At 68.2% G+C, this 12,202-nt stretch carries 10 protein-coding genes; 4 read left to right on the top strand and 6 right to left on the bottom strand.

All coding sequences use genetic code 11. The annotated features are described in order from the left end of the window. Positions 1-480: 480 nt before the first annotated feature. Positions 481-1,476 (bottom strand): LysR family transcriptional regulator, encoded by a 996-nt coding sequence (locus AC07OY_RS21175; protein WP_495044564.1) that lies wholly within the window; start codon positions 1,474-1,476, stop codon positions 481-483. Between the two features lie 100 nt (positions 1,477-1,576). On the opposite strand from AC07OY_RS21175, the gene AC07OY_RS21170 reads away from it, so the two are divergent. Genes AC07OY_RS21170 through AC07OY_RS21160 form a run of 3 tightly spaced genes read left to right on the top strand, consistent with a single transcriptional unit; the run spans position 1,577 to position 4,226 of the window. Next, positions 1,577-2,605, top strand: a complete 1,029-nt coding sequence (locus AC07OY_RS21170; protein WP_495044563.1) for an alpha/beta hydrolase family protein — start codon at positions 1,577-1,579, stop codon at positions 2,603-2,605. A gap of 41 nt (positions 2,606-2,646) precedes the next feature. Beyond that, positions 2,647-3,300 carry a 2-hydroxychromene-2-carboxylate isomerase gene (locus AC07OY_RS21165; RefSeq protein WP_495044562.1) on the top strand — a complete coding sequence of 218 codons (654 nt, stop codon included), beginning with the start codon at positions 2,647-2,649 and terminating at the stop codon, positions 3,298-3,300. Between the two features lie 47 nt (positions 3,301-3,347). After that, entirely contained in the window at positions 3,348-4,226 is an 879-nt protein-coding gene (locus AC07OY_RS21160) for a UDP-2,3-diacylglucosamine diphosphatase (RefSeq protein WP_495044561.1), read from the top strand. Here the strand turns inward: AC07OY_RS21160 and asd are convergent. From asd to AC07OY_RS21145, 3 genes are read right to left on the bottom strand one after another with little or no spacing between them, the layout of a single operon-like run. Next, complete coding sequence (gene asd / locus AC07OY_RS21155) at positions 4,219-5,127, bottom strand: archaetidylserine decarboxylase (RefSeq protein WP_495044560.1); 909 nt, start codon at positions 5,125-5,127, stop codon at positions 4,219-4,221. The genes AC07OY_RS21160 and asd overlap by 8 nt on opposite strands. Positions 5,128-5,129: 2 nt before the next feature. Continuing rightward, positions 5,130-6,776, bottom strand: coding sequence for an aminotransferase class III-fold pyridoxal phosphate-dependent enzyme (locus AC07OY_RS21150; protein WP_495044559.1), 1,647 nt, complete (start codon positions 6,774-6,776; stop codon positions 5,130-5,132). Continuing rightward, positions 6,776-7,390 carry a hypothetical protein gene (locus tag AC07OY_RS21145; protein WP_495044558.1) on the bottom strand — a complete coding sequence of 205 codons (615 nt, stop codon included), beginning with the start codon at positions 7,388-7,390 and terminating at the stop codon, positions 6,776-6,778. The genes AC07OY_RS21150 and AC07OY_RS21145 overlap by 1 nt, the downstream gene beginning before the upstream one ends. 116 nt (positions 7,391-7,506) lie before the next feature. Between AC07OY_RS21145 and AC07OY_RS21140 the strand changes: the two genes are divergently transcribed. Next, positions 7,507-8,748 carry a glycosyltransferase family 4 protein gene (locus AC07OY_RS21140; protein WP_495044557.1) on the top strand — a complete coding sequence of 414 codons (1,242 nt, stop codon included), beginning with the start codon at positions 7,507-7,509 and terminating at the stop codon, positions 8,746-8,748. 16 nt (positions 8,749-8,764) lie between these two features. Here the strand turns inward: AC07OY_RS21140 and lplT are convergent, their stop codons facing one another. Both lplT and AC07OY_RS21130 read right to left on the bottom strand, forming a co-directional pair. Beyond that, positions 8,765-10,036, bottom strand: a complete 1,272-nt coding sequence (gene lplT / locus AC07OY_RS21135) for a lysophospholipid transporter LplT (RefSeq protein ID WP_495044556.1) — start codon at positions 10,034-10,036, stop codon at positions 8,765-8,767. 48 nt (positions 10,037-10,084) lie between these two features. Beyond that, on the bottom strand, positions 10,085-12,178 hold the full coding sequence (locus AC07OY_RS21130) for a catalase (protein WP_495044555.1): 2,094 nt from the start codon (positions 12,176-12,178) through the stop codon (positions 10,085-10,087). Between the last annotated feature and the right edge of the window lie 24 nt (positions 12,179-12,202).

Here is a 12,202-nt window from a genome sequence, read left to right as displayed (position 1 = left end):
GAAAGTAGGTCATCGTCAGGCTATTTATTAAGCAACCGCCCCAGTATCGAAAGATACTGGGGCGTTTTGCTTTGGCGCGCCGGAATCGCTAATCACCATAGGTCAGCTTAGCGATATGGCAATTTGCGGCGGCGAGCACAACCAAATATCGTTGTCCCGCTGCAGGTGGTGGTGCCCCTGGTGACGCGTACAACGTGCTCTGTAGCAAGTTGCGTTGTCGTCGCACCGAGCCCTCCAGCGAACGACCCGATCAACGACCCATTTGATCGATCGGAGATATCGGTCGTTGCCGGGGAGTTCAGCGGTTCGTACTGGCTAGGCTGACGAGGCCCTGGCTGGCGTCGAGGGCGTCCTCTTCGTTGCCAGCAGCCGCGCAGAACTCTTTCGCCGCCTCGTTCAACCAACTGCGGCCGCTCCCCTGACGAAGCAGGACCTTGAGCTCCGCCACGACCAGGTAAGTGAGGCTTTGTCATGGTCGTCTCAAGCCTTGGTGACTCCCAGTGCTTCGCGAGCAAAACGAACCAGGGCTCGCGCGGTCTCTGAGCCGGCAGGCAAGGGGAGCGTCAGTGCCTGCACGGTCTCCATGCCGACGATCAGGCGCCAACCGGGCAGCGCATTGACGAGGTCCGCACCCGGTTCCGGGGAGACTGCAGCCGCCCTGCGCCGATCAAGCCCACCAACTTGCAGCGCTGCCACTGGTTGCACACAGAAATCTGGTGCGAGCACGATGCCGTTGCCATGTCGAGCAAATGCGATCAAGCCGTCGAGATCGCTTCCCCAGGCCGACGCCTGCAAGGACACCTCCTCACGCCGTCCGTCCTCGTGCTGCCATTGGCTGACGTATGGCTCGTCGCTCTGACCCAGTAGCAGCATGGGGGCGCCGGCAAGATCCTGCGGGTTCTGCAAGGATTGGCCGCCGATGCCGTAAGCACAGACCTCGAAGCGCAGCACGGGCTGCGCTACCCAGGCCTCGGGCGGCTTGCTGGTGATGCGGAACGCTATGTCCAATCCCTCGCGAAGCAGGTCGACACGGCGATCGGTGAAGAAGAGCTCGTAGCGCACCGCCGGATGCAACGCCTGGAAACGGGCGAGCAGCGGTGCCAGAACATGGCGCCCAAAACCCGGCGTCGCGCTGATGCGGATAGTGCCGTCCAGCTGGTCGCGGGTATGGCGTAGCGCCAGGCGCGCACTCTCAGCGGCGTCGCGTACTGCGCGGGCGCGCGCATGAAGCCGCCGACCGGCCTCGGTCAGTCCCAGGCTGCGCGTGCTGCGAGCGAACAATGCCAGTCCGACGGCGTTCTCGATGGCAGCGATACGGCGGCTGATGGCCGCGCGTGTCAGGCCGAGGTCGCGGGCCGCTTGAGCAAAGCTGCCAGCCTGGGCAATGCGGGCAAAGAGTTCCAGCGCATTGGCGTCCAGCGCTTCTTCGGCGGCCGTTTGGCGGCGGCGGCCGATACCAGGTGGGTTTGTTGACATTTGGTTGACGATATGAGGACTGGTGGCAATCTACCGACTCAAATGTTGTCAATCTAGACTGACTTCGTTGTCGCCACAAGCGCTTGATCCCGAGGTACCCATGTCCAGCCTGCCCCTGTCCCCCGCCGATGCCTTGCCGCTGAGCATTCCCATCACGACGCCGCTCGACCTGGGCGACGACGACACGGCCCGCGACCTCGAGACCCGCGTGCAGCCCATCGCCCTGCGCTGCAGCGACGGCCGCCTGCTTGCCGCTCAATGGTTCGAGCCGCCGGCGGCGCTCGGCGTGCGCGCGGTTGCAGTCATCGGTTCGGCGACGGCCGTGCCGGCGAGCTACTACCGGCATTTCGCCGAATGGCTGGCCCGCCGCGGCTACGCGGTGCTGAGCTTTGACTACCGCGGCATAGCCGCTTCTCGCGAGGCCTTGCGGTCTGGCGAAGACGTGAGGCTGCGGGACTGGGCCCGGCTGGACATGGGGGCGGCCTTGCACGCAGCCGACAAGCGCCGCCGCCTCGAGCAAGCCGAGCAGGGGCGTGAACTCGGCCTGCTATGGGTCGGCCATTCCCTGGGAGGCAACGCCGTCGGCCTCGTACCCGAGTTTGAAGAGAAGGTCGATGCCTTGTTGGGCGTCGCGGCCCAGGTGGCCTATCTCGGCCACTGGTCGGGCTTCGCGCGCCTGCAGGCCTGGTTGTTCTTTCACCTGATGCTGCCTATCGCCGTGCGCCTGTTTGGACATGCGCCCGGTCGCATGCTGGGCCCACGCGCCGAGGACCTGCCGGCCAGCGCCGCGCTGGAATGGGCCGCATGGGGGCGCACGCCGGGTTTCCTGTTCGGCGACGAGAGCCTGGCCCGTGAGCGCAGCTATCACCGCTTCTCGGGCACGGCGCATCTGTGGAGCATCACGGACGACCACCTGTTCGGCCCCGCCGCGTCTGTCGATGCCCTGGCCGGCCAGTTCAGCGCCGCCAGCGTGCAGCGCCATGTCGTGTCGCCTGCCGATCTCGGCGTGAAGCAGATCCAGCACTTCGGCCCCTTCCGCCGCGACCTCGGCGCCCGGCTCTGGCCGCGTCTGCTGGCGCCCATCGAGGCGGCAACGCCACGGCTTGCGGCCCGCTTGCACTCGGCGTAAGCACCGCTGCGGTGCATGCATGGCGCGGCTAAGGTCGCGCCATGATCGATGACCGCTTCCTCGCCGACAACACCGCGCTGCAGCGCGCGCCGGTGCAGTTCTATTTCGACTTCTCCTCGCCCTATTCCTACATCGCCTCGGAGTGGATAGAGGCCGTTGCCGCCCGCCATGGCCGCCGAGTGCAATGGCATGCCATCCTGCTAGGCGTCACCTTCCAGGCTGCCGAGCTCAAGTCGCCGATCTCCCACCCCATCAAGCGCGACTACGCGCTGCGGGATTTCGAGCGCTCGGCCCGCTTCGCCGGCCTGCCCTACAGCCAGCCCGAGACCTTCCCGATCGCGACGCAGAACGCCGCCCGCGTGTTCTGGTGGCTGCACGACCAGGACCCCATCCGTGCCGTGGCCTGGGCCCATGCCGGTCTGCGCGCCTACTTCACGCGCGGCGTCGTGCTGAGCGACGGCGATGCGCTGAAGGCCCTGTCGGCCGACTCCGGCATCGATGCCGCCGCAGCCGAAGCAGCCTGGAGCGATCCAGCCTGGAAGGCACGCCTGAAGGCCGAGAATGAGGCCGCCATCGCGGCAGGCGTGTTCGGTGCGCCTCATTTCATCGTCGACGGCGAACCCTTCTGGGGCAACGACCGTCAGGCCCAGATCGAGCGCTGGCTGGCCAGCGGCCCCTTCAAGGGCATGACCTGAGCCGCGCGGTCACGCGGGCGTCATGACCGGCGGGCAGCATGCCTGCCATGCCGACGACGCAAGACACCTCTGCCGCCGCCGACACGCCGACGCTGTCGGTGCGCACGGTCTGGATCTCGGACCTGCACCTGGGCACGCCCGGCTGCCAGGCCAAGGCGCTGCTCGACTTCCTGCGCGACGTCGAGTGCGAAACCCTCTACCTCGTCGGGGACATCATCGACGGCTGGCAATTGCGCCGCTCCTGGTACTGGCCGCAGGCCCACAACGACGTCGTGCAGAAGCTGCTGCGCAAGGCGCGCAAGGGCACGCGGGTCGTCTTCATTCCCGGCAACCACGACGAGTTCGCGCGCAAATACCTGCTGCACAACTTTGGCGGCGTCGATGTGATGGAAGAGGCCATGCATGTGACGGCCGACGGCAAGAAGCTGTGGGTGACGCATGGCGACCTCTATGACGGTGTCATCCAGTGCGCGCGCTGGCTGGCCATTGCGGGCGACCTGGCCTACGAGTTCACGCTCAAGGTCAACCGCTGGTTCAACCATGTCCGCGCCAAATGCGGCCTGCCGTACTGGAGCCTGTCGCGCTATCTGAAGCACAAGGTCAAGCGCGCGGTCAGCTATATCAACGAGTTCGAAAACGCCGTGGCGCGCGAGGCCAAGAAGCGCGGCGCGCACGGTGTCGTCTGCGGCCATATCCACCATGCCGAGATCCGCGAGATCGACGGCATCCTCTACTGCAACGACGGCGATTGGGTGGAGAGCCTGACGGCCCTGGTCGAGCACTTCGATGGCCGCCTGGAGATCATCGACAGGGGCGATCAGGCGGCCTTGCCGGGCATGCTGCCGGCGCCCAAGTCGGCGTCCGTCCCGGTTGCGCTGCCGGTACCCGCGGCTGCGAAGGCCGCGGCCTCCGACGTCGTCAGCTGACGAGCTTGAGCAGGGCCTGGCCAGCGCGGATCTGCGCGCCGGTCGAGATCCCCTCGGCCAGCTCGAAGCCCGGCGGCACGAACACGATGATGGTCGAGCCGTGCTCGAACCAGCCCATCTCCTGGCCCTTCAGGTGGTGCGCCGAGCAGGGCATCTCATGAGCGCCCTCGTGGCCGATGTGCAGCAGCACGTTCAGCCAGTTCAGCCGGATGCTGGCCACCAGCACGGCAGCCACAGGCACCAGCGCGACGGGCTGACCGCCGGCGAGCCGCATGCGCACGACGGCACGCTCGTTGCGGCAGAACAGCCTCTCCACGCGCTTCAGCGCCACGGGGTTCACATTCCAGGTGTCGCCGCTCAGATAGGTCACATGCTCCACCGTGCCATCGGCTGGCGCATGGAAGCGGTGGTACATGACCGAGGTCAGCCTCAGCGTGATGAAGCGGCCGCCCTCGAAGGCGCTGGCGTCCTGCGTCGGGCCGAACAGCTCGACCGTCGAGTAAGGGAAGCCCTTGGCCTGGTAGACCTGGCCTCGCTCGACGACTCCCGTCGCGCCGACGATGGCGTCGCAAGGGCTGGCGAACACATCGGGCCTGGCATCGAACACGCGCGCGCCGTCCTTCAGCTCGCGGGTGAAGCAGTCCTTGATGGACGTGAAGCGCTGCTTCCTGGCCTCGCTGAGATCCAGCGGTGTGAACAGCTGCCAGATGCGGATGGCCAGGCGTGTGAACGTCGGGCTCTCGATGCGCGCGATGCGGCCCATCAGCCGCGTGGCGGCAATGCGCGGGATGCGGTTGGTCAGCAGGAAGTTCAAATCCTCCTGCGCGCCCAGGCGGGCCAGCCAGCCGCGCGTGTCTTTCGCACTGCCGGCGAGAGGTGGTGCTGCGTCTTGAGTCTTCATGTTCAGAATTTCTGCGCCAGCATCTCGCGCAAGACGCTGCGGCGAATGGCCTTGGCCGACAGCTCCGGCGCCGTCCACCACCAGCCGTCGGACCGCATCTCGTCGCAGGCGGCAATGAAGCGGTCCATGACCTCGGCGAACTCGGCGTCGCCATAGTTCAGGCTGAAGATCAGCCGGCCCGTCCCCACCCAGCTCAATGCCAGGCCATGCTTGCGCAGATAGAACTGCAGCATCCAGTGGTAGCGGCCGGGCTGGTCGTACATCACCGTCCAGATCGTCGACAGATTGGCCATGCGCACCGGCACACCAGCCGACTTCAGGCGGGCGTTGAACTGCGCGCAGCGCTCGTTCCAGCGCTCGTCCAGGCCGTCGTACAAGGCCTTCACCTCCGGGCGCTCGATGCGCTTCAGGAAGGACGCCATCGCTGCCACCACATAGGGGTGGGCGTTGAAGGTGCCGCGCGCAAAGCAGATGTCGGCGGGCCTGTCCTCGCGGTAGCGCGTCATCAGCGCGCGGCTGCCGCAGACGACGCCGACCGGCAGGCCGCCGCCGAGGGTCTTGCCATAGGTGACGAGGTCGGCCTTCACGCCGAAGTACTGCTGGGCGCCGCCGGGCGCGAGGCGGAAGCCGACGAAGACCTCGTCGAAGATCAGCACGATGCCGCACGCCGTGCAGACCTCGCGCAGCTTCTTGAGCCAAGCCGTGTAGGCCTCGCGGTCGTAGGCCGCGCGGCGGCTGCCGTCGATCAACGCCGAGTCGCCCGGCGCGTTCGCGTTGGGATGCAGGGCCTGCAGGGGGTTGACCAGCACGCAGGCAATGTCGCGCCGCGTCGCCAGCACCTTCAGCGAGCGCTCAGCCATGTCCTGCAGCGTGAAGGTCTCGCGCGGCGGCAGCGGGTTGCCCGGGCCGGGCTGCACGTCCTCCCACCAGCCGTGATAGGCGCCGGCGAAGCGCACCAGGCGCTTCTTGCGGGTGTGATAACGCGCCAGCCGCACGGCCTGCATGACGGCCTCGGTGCCGGACATGTGGAAGCTCACCTCCTCCTGGCCCGAGACGGCCTTCAGGCGCGACAGCACGTCCAGCACGCAGGGGTGATAGGCGCCCAGCACCGGGCCGAGATCGCGCGCGGTGGCCACGGCTTCGGCTATGCATTCCTTGTAGGCGTCGTAGCCCAGCACATTGACGCCGTAGGAGCCCGTCAGGTCGAAGAGGCGGTTGCCGTCCAGATCCTCGACCCGCACGCCGTCGCTGTGCCGCAGGAAGGCACCCACCTTCACCTGTTCGCGCAGCACCGGGCTGAACTGGAAGGGCACGCGGTAGCGCCCCGTGAAGCGCAGGTCGGAGATGGTGTCGCGCGCTGCTTCGGTCGCGGCCAGCGTCTTCGCGAAGCGCTTGTCGAACTCGGCCCCCAGGCGCTGCAGCGCGGCCTTGCGCTGCGCGGCGACGTCGGGCGGTGCGCCGTCAGCCATGAAGAACTGCGCCTCGTCATAGGCATAGCCCGGTACCCAGCGCGCCAGGCGCTTGGCCATGCGCGAATGGCCGGCCAGCGAGCGGTGCTTGGCCCGCGACAGCTCGATGCGCCGCTTGGCTGCCGGTAGCAGCGCCAGCAGGCCCAGGGCCAGCGCCGACAGGGTGAAGGTCTCGTCCATCAGTGGGCTTGCTGGCCGACGTGGTCCATCGGATCGATGAGTTGGCCGCGCAGCAGATAGAGCGGCGATTTCCAGTACAGCAGCACGTCGTGGAAGGGGTCGGTGATGATCTTGAAGCCCCAGGCCAGGCCCTGCATCAGGTTCTGCGTGACCCACAGCTGCACGACGCGGAACACCAGACCCGTCACGCCCAGGCAGAACCAGGCCATGCCGACGTCCTCGACGAAGCCCTGCAGGCCCACCGCCGGCTGGATCAGACCGCCCAGCGAGGGCGACAGCCACAGCACCAGTGGCAGGGCCACCCACACCGCCATCAGCACGATCTTGCGGCGGATGTTGTAGCCGATCTTGATCTCTTCCTTGTGCTCGTCGGTGGCCTGGTTCACATGGTCGTAGCCGCGCGGCTCGAAGAAGAAGTGACCCGCCTGGCGCGTCGTCATGGACACGCACCAGGCCAGCAGGGCGGCCCAGGCCGGGTTCACGAAGACCAGGCCGTAGGAGACCAGGAAGCTCAGCGCGCTGATCAGGTGCAGGCTCTGGTTGATGCGGCTGTGGTGGTAGTAGCGGTGGTCGTCCCAGCGCTGCGTCTTCAGGGTTTGGAAGAAATCGTTCACGTCGTCCCGTCCTCGTGTTGGGGTGGAATGCGGCGGCATGGTGAGGGCCTTGCGTGAAATCGGCGTGACGGCCCGGCTGTCATCGTTCTGTTGCATCCGCTCGCGACCATTTGCGCATGAAGATCGCACACGACACCGACGACATCCTGGTCGACGACCTGCCCGCACCCCGCCACTCGCGCCGGCTTGCGGTGGTGACGGAGACCTATCCGCCCGAGGTCAATGGCGTCGCGATGTCGATGGCGCGCGTGGTGGACGGCCTGAACCGGCGCAACCACGACGTGCAGCTGGTGCGGCCGCGCCAATCGGCCAAGCTGGCGCCAGCCCCGACGGGCAAGCCCGCTGTCGACGAGGTGCTGACCAAGGGCCTGCCGGTGCCCCTGTATCCCAATCTGCGCATGGGGGTGCCGAGCAAGCGCGCTCTCGTGAAGCTGTGGTCGCTGAAGCGGCCGGACGTCGTGCACATTGCGACGGAGGGGCCCCTGGGCTGGTCGGCCCTGCAGGCGGCTCAGCATCTGGCGCTGCCCGTCACCTCCGACTACCGCACCAACTTTCACGCCTACGGCAAGCACTACCGCCTGGGCCTGCTGTCCAAGCCCATCATGGGCTATCTGCGCAAATTCCATAACCGCTGCGACGCGACCATGGTGCCCACCGAGGCCATGCGCGTGCTGCTGGCGGAGCGCGGCTTCGAGCGCCTGACCGTCGTCGGCCGTGGCGTGGATGCGCAGCGCTTCGACCCGGCGCGCCGCAGCGCGGCGATGCGCGAGAGCTGGGGCGCGGGGCCGGACGATCTGGTCATGGGCTATGTGGGGCGCCTTGCGCCCGAGAAGAATCTTGGCGTGGTGCTGGCCGCCTATGAGGCGGTGAAACAGGTGCAGCCCCGTGCGCGGCTGGTGTTTGTCGGTGACGGCCCGATGCGCGCTGAGCTTGCTGCCCGTGTGCCCGATGCGGTGTTCGCCGGTTCGCGCAGCGGTGACGACCTCGCCGCTCATTACGCCGGCCTGGACCTCTTCCTGTTTGCCAGCCTGACCGAGACCTTCGGCAATGTGACCACCGAGGCCATGGCCAGCGGCTGCGCCGTGGTGGCCTTCGAGAGCGCGGCGGCGGGCGAGCTGATCCGCAGCGGCGTGAATGGCTGGCTGGCGGGAGTGGGCAAGGAGTCCGATTTCGTCGCGGCGACGCGCGTGGCGGCCCTGGATGCTGTTGCACGGCGGTCCGTTGCCGAGGCCGCTCGCTCGACGGCGAGGCGGCTGGACTGGGCCGACATCACCGCACGCTTCGAGTCGGTGCTGGAAGCAGCGATCGCACGCGCGGAACCGAGTTTCGGACTCGCTGGCCTGCAGCCGGCTGCCTGAAAGGGCGGGAGGTCGCTCAGCGCCGCCGCCGGCGATCGATCCAGATCAACAGCGCGATGGCCAGGGCGACCAGGATGCCCAGGCTGCTCAGCGTCAGGCCGATGGGCAGTTCCACCGCCTCGCACACCGCATACGCCGCCAGCATCACCAGCACGCTCAGGTTCTCGTTGAAGCCCTGCACCGCGATCGAGCGGCCCGCGCTCAGCAGCGTGGCGCCGCGGTGCTGCAGCAGCGCGTTCAGCGGCACGACCATGGCGCCACCCACGGCGCCGACCAAGGCCAGCACGACCGCCGCCAGCGCCACGTCGCTGACCTGCGCCACCACCGGCATCAGCAGCCCCAGCGCCACGCCGGCCCACAGCCCGTGCCGCGCCTGATGCAGCGCCAGCCAGCGCCCCGCCGCCGCGGCACCACCGATGACGCCCAACGCCACGGCCGCCTGCAGGTAGGCGGCCTGGCTCAAGGGGAGGGCCAGCGCCTCGCCCGCCCAGCGCAGCACCGCGAACTGCAGCGTGGCGCCCACGCCCCAGAACAAGGTCGTTGCCGCCAGCGACAGGCCGCCTTCGCGGTCGCGCCACAGCTGGCGGTTGGCGGCGCGGAACTCGCGCAGCAGTGTCATCGGGTCGTGGGCGACGCTGCGCTGGCGCCGGCCGCTGTCGGGAATGCCGGCATTCAGCAGGCTCGACACCGCGTAGATGACGAACAGCGCCGCCAGCGAACCCGTCAACTTGTCGGCTGGCAGGTCCAGGCCGTCGCACAGTGCGGCGAGGTCGGACGCCAGCCAGGACGGGCTGACCAGCGCGCCGCCCAGCACCGCCCCCAGCAGCGCGGCGGACACGACGGTGATCTCTATCCAGCCATTGGCCTTCACCAGGGCTTCGGGCTCGGCCATCTCGGTGATGAGGCCGTATTTCGCCGGCGCATAGGCCGCGGCCCCCAGACCGACGATGGCCAGCGCGGCGACGGGATGCAGGCCCAGGGCCAGCAGGCTCAGGCCGACGATCTTGACGATGTTCATGGCGGCCATCACGCGGCCCTTGGCGAAGGCATCGGCCAGCGGGCCGACCCAGGGCGCCAGCACGACGTAGGCGGCCATGAAGCCCACTTTCAGCAACGGGGCCCACCAAGGGGGGAAGCCCTGGTTGGCCAGCAGCGCGATGGCGACGATCAGCAGCGCGTTGTCGGCCAGGGCCGAGGCGAACTGGGCGCTGATGACGAGGCCGAAGCCGCGCGGCAGGGCCGGTCGTGCAGCGCAGAGCGAGTTGGCGGCGGAAGAGGGGGCATGCACGAGCGCCGCACTGTGACGGCGCGGCGTGAAATGCCGATGACGACGGCGTCAGGGCAGGGGGTGCACGCGCTCCTCGCGGTCCCACTGGCGTGTCGCAGCCGCCTCAACGAAGACCAGGGCCTTGGCGTCCAGCGCGCAGACGCCGTCGTCGGCCACGAGGTGCAGCGCCTCGACCAGCAGCTTGCCGCCCTCGTCATGGCCGATGGCCTTCAGATGGGCGTAGGCCTGGCGTACGAAGCTCGCGGCGGTGTCGTCCTGCGCGAGTTGCTGGGCGGCGGCGGACGACAGCACCAGGGCGACGGCATCGAAAGCCGCTGCCGGGCTGCCGGCCAGGCGTGCGTCGGCGGGCTGCTGGCTGCCGTCATTCAGCCTGGCGCCGCCGATCCTGGGCGCCAGCTTCTGCACCTTGGCGCCGGCCTTGCGCAGCGCCTTCTCCACAGAAGCGAGGCGCTTGGCGTCGGAGTCATCGCTAAACAGGATGGCCACGCAGCGGTCCTGCAGCGAGGGTGGGGTCTTGTCGATGATGCTCAAGGCGGGCGAGGGCGGCAGGTCCTGCACGGGCGCGGCAGGTTTCGCAGCGGGCGGCAGCGTCGCCAGGCCCAGGCCGGCGGCGACGCGCCTGCCCAGGTCGGCGTCGATGACGCGCAGATGGCCCACCATGCGCTCGCGCACCGCCGGCGTTTCCACCTTGCTCAGCTCGAACACCAGGGCCGCGGCGATGTGGGCCTGCTCCAGCGCGTTCTGGCTGCGGAAGAACATGCGGGCCTGGCTGTAGTGATCGGCAAAGCTCTCGGGGCGGATGCGGCCTTTTGCACCGGTCTCGTCGGGCTCGCTCTGCGCCGCAAAGCTCTGGAAGCCGCGCGGCGCTTCATACGGCGCGTCGGTTTGCAGGCTGCTCGGCTCGTAGGCGACGCGGCCGGTGGGCACGCGGGTCTGCATGTGGCCGTCGCGCGTGGTGGTGTGGAAGGGGCACTTGGGCGCGTTGATCGGCAGCTGGTCGAAGTTGGGCGTGCCCAGGCGCGACAGCTGGGTGTCGAGATAGCTGAACAGGCGGCCCTGCAGCAGCGGGTCGTTGGAGAAGTCGATGCCCGGCGGCAGGTTGGCCGGGCAGTAGGCAACCTGCTCGTTCTCGGCGAAGTGGTTGACCGGGTTGCGGTTCAGCGTCATGCGGCCGATGACCTGCAGCGGCACCAGCTCCTCGGGGATGAGCTTGGTCGGGTCCAGATGGTCGAAGGGGAAGTCGGCGGCCTGGGCCTCGGTGAAGAGCTGCACGGCCAGATCCCAGGCCGGAAAGCGGCCTTCGTCGATGGACGTCCACAGGTCGCGGCGGTGCGCGTCCGGGTCGGCGCCGGCCAGCTGCACGGCCTCGTCCCACAGCGTGCTCTGCAGGCCGAGCACGGGGCGCCAGTGGAACTTGACGAAGGTGCTCTTGCCCTTGGCGTCCAGCAGCCGGAAGCTGTGGATGCCGAAGCCCTCGATGAAGCGCAGCGAGCGCGGGAGGGTGCGGTCGCTCATGGCCCACATGATCATGTGCATGCTCTCGGGCATCAGCGAGATGAAGTCCCAGAAGGTGTCGTGGGCGCTGGCGGCCTGCGGGAAGCCGCGGTCGGGCTCCATCTTCACGGCGTGGACGAGATCGGGGAACTTCATCGCGTCCTGGATGAAGAAGACCGGGATGTTGTTGCCGACCAGGTCCCAGTTGCCCTCGGGCGTGTAGAGCTTGACGGCGAAGCCGCGCACATCGCGCGGCGTGTCCACCGACCCCGCGCCGCCGGCCACGGTGGAGAAGCGCGTGAACACCGGTGTCTTCACGCCCACCTCGGTCAGCACGCGGGCCGTCGTGTATTTGCTGAGCGATGTGTGCAGCTCGAACACGCCATGCGCCGCCGAGCCGCGCGCATGCACGATGCGCTCGGGGATGCGCTCGTGATCGAAGTGGGTGATCTTCTCGCGCAGGATGAAGTCTTCCAGCAGCGTGGGCCCGCGCGCGCCGGCCTTCAGCGAAGTCTGGTTGTTGGCGACCGGGATGCCCTGGTTGGTCGTCAGCGGCGGATGCGTGCCGCCGGCCTGGTGATGCAGTTCACCGCCGCTGCCGCGCTGGACGTTGGCGGATGGTGCGGTGGTGCGGGGGGGCTTGGCCATGTGCGGCTCCTGGCGTTGGCGGGG

This window comes from Roseateles sp. GW821-FHT09H10, from assembly GCF_059415865.1.
The sequence above is the reverse complement of the archived record's forward strand: the minus strand, read 5'-3'. Positions and strand labels throughout refer to the sequence as shown.